Source organism: Candidatus Symbiopectobacterium sp. (assembly GCF_020054415.1).
In the GTDB taxonomy this organism is placed as follows: domain Bacteria; phylum Pseudomonadota; class Gammaproteobacteria; order Enterobacterales; family Enterobacteriaceae; genus Symbiopectobacterium.
The window spans coordinates 1-1,439 of the sequence record NZ_JAHWCO010000254.1 but is presented as its reverse complement, the minus strand read 5'-3'; the positions used below and the strand labels follow the sequence as shown (position 1 = coordinate 1,439).

Annotated in this window: 1 protein-coding gene and 3 pseudogenes; 1 reads left to right on the top strand and 3 read right to left on the bottom strand. The window is 51.6% G+C overall.

What is annotated here, in order from left to right:
* Positions 1-78: pseudogene (locus tag QZ506_RS07415) on the bottom strand (IS1 family transposase); the annotation flags it as partial.
* A 60-nt stretch (positions 79-138) separates the two neighbouring features.
* Between QZ506_RS07415 and QZ506_RS07410 the strand changes: the two are divergent.
* A pseudogene (locus tag QZ506_RS07410) lies at positions 139-642 on the top strand (transporter substrate-binding domain-containing protein); the annotation flags it as partial.
* A gap of 57 nt (positions 643-699) precedes the next feature.
* Here the strand turns inward: QZ506_RS07410 and QZ506_RS07405 are convergent.
* Both QZ506_RS07405 and QZ506_RS07400 read right to left on the bottom strand, forming a co-directional pair.
* Positions 700-1,245, bottom strand: a pseudogene (locus QZ506_RS07405) (methyltransferase domain-containing protein); the annotation flags it as partial.
* Positions 1,246-1,248: 3 nt separating this feature from the next.
* Positions 1,249-1,439 (bottom strand): ATP-binding protein (locus tag QZ506_RS07400; protein WP_291970124.1); only part of this gene is annotated, 191 nt, incomplete at its 5' end.

Here is a 1,439-nt window from a genome sequence, read left to right as displayed (position 1 = left end):
GCCACTTTTGCCATAACCGTGTTTTTTCACAGGAGATGTCTGTTCACAAAACGGGCATCTTACATCAACTTTAGCCACTGTATTCCACATCCAAAACCGGACATTTCACACTGCAATCAACATATTGAATACACGACCAAATTCCGTCGTTACGATGCCGTGATCTCCGGGATTGACATCACCCCAGAGCGCAGCAAGCAAGTGGCCTTTACCCAGCCCTATTATGCCAACTCTGCCGTGGTTATCGCGCAGAAGGGCAAATTCAGTGATTTTGCCGCCATGAAAGGCAAGCGCATCGGGATGGAAAACGGTACCACGCACCAGAAGTACATGAATGACAAGCATCCGGAAGTGCAGACCGTCTCCTACGAAAGCTATCAAAATGCGGTGCTGGATTTGAAAAACGGACGCATCGACGGCGTTTTCGGTGATACGGCGGTGGTCAATGAGTGGATCAAGAACAACCCGGAACTGGCAACCGTTGGCGAACATGTCGCTGACGCGGAATACTTCGGCACCGTTCTCGGTATCGCCGTTCGTCCTGATGACAAAGCACTGCTGGCAAAATTGAACGGCGCACTGGAAGCCATCAAAGCAGACGGTACCTATAAAGTCATCAACGACAAATGGTTCCCGCAATAAGTCAGAGTCTGGTCAACAAGCACCCTCGTGCGCTTTTTTGTCTCTTTTTCCTGAGCATTACCCACGCCGCAATAGCGTCAGCACCTCATAGTGCGCGGTATGCGGGAACATATCGAACAGTTGTACCTGTATAATTCGGTATCCCGGCAACAGACTGATATCACTTGCCATGGTCTGTGCATTACAGCTTGAGTAGAGGATATACGCAGGTGCCATCTGGCTCAGATACGCACACAGCTCTCAACCTATGCCGCGTCGTGGTGGGTTTACTATCACCAGATCCGGCGCACTGGCATTGCCAGTGGCAAATTGTGTGGAGTCCAGCGCCTGAAATGTCACCTGCATCAACCCAAGCTGTGTGGCGGAGCGCTGCGCACAGGCAATAGCCTCTGCGCTGATTTCAATACCGGTCAAAGGCATGTCCGGCGTGGCACAGTGCAATCCAAAACCACCGACACCGCAAAACAGATCCCACATGCTGGTCACCGGCAGCGCGGCAACCCAGTCACTGCATATTCGCATGCGATCAATCATCGATTCGCATCTAAGGTCGATCACGTTTTCGCATCGTATCGATCATCCGGGAACCTGACTTTTTTTATCGTGTTAGCGTGTTTCTTCTGCGCTTTCCACTACCGGGCTATTTTTCCTTAATGATTCTCCCTTAAGCTCCAGTCTGTGGGCGTTGTGGATCAGCCGATCCAGGAAGGCATCGGCCGCCGTAGGGTTTTCCATCACACCGTACCATTGCTCCACCGGCAACTGGCTGATCAGGATCGTACTGGTTTGCCCATATC